This window comes from Tepidibacillus sp. LV47 (genome assembly GCF_048381575.1).
In the GTDB taxonomy this organism is placed as follows: domain Bacteria; phylum Bacillota; class Bacilli; order Tepidibacillales; family Tepidibacillaceae; genus Tepidibacillus.
Map to the genome: position 1 here is coordinate 1 of NZ_JBLWIF010000019.1, position 586 is coordinate 586.

The window sequence follows — 586 nt, forward strand, 5'->3', positions numbered from 1 at the left end:
TGATATGCTCCCCTTAAGGTAGACAGATAAAAAATAAAAATTCTGTTTATCTTAGGGGGAGTTTTTTTATGGGGAATCAATGGTACTCAACTCCATTCAAGCAGGAAGTGGTGCTTGCTTATCATAGTGGAAATTACACCCTAAAAGAAATTTGTTCTGAATATCAAGTCACTAAATATTCCGTATTAGAATGGGTAAAAAGGTTTGAGTTATATGGAATAGAAGGATTAGAAAAATCAACATCATGGAAGTCTTATCCTAAAGAAAGCAAAGAAGCAGCTGTAAGAGATTATTTGTCGGGTCAATATTCTCAATATGAGATTGTTAGAATGTATGACATCTCTAGTCGATCCGTTCTCCAACGGTGGGTGAAACGATATAATGAACATAGAGAATTAAAAGATACGTCAAAAGGAAGGACGAGCTCTATGGCAAAGGGAAGAAAAACCACATGGGAAGAACGGATTCAAATTGTTTTATTTTGTATAGAGAATAATAAGAATTATCAAATGGCAGCTGAAACATATAAAATTTCCTACCAACAAGTTTATCAATGGGTAAAGAAATATGAAGATGGTGGAGAAGA

Annotated in this window: 1 protein-coding gene; it reads left to right on the plus strand. The window is 34.1% G+C overall.

Annotated elements, in window-relative coordinates:
* Window positions 1-68: 68 nt before the first annotated feature.
* A partial coding sequence (locus ACMW72_RS11490) for a transposase (RefSeq protein WP_418368971.1) occupies window positions 69-586 on the plus strand: 518 nt, incomplete at its 3' end.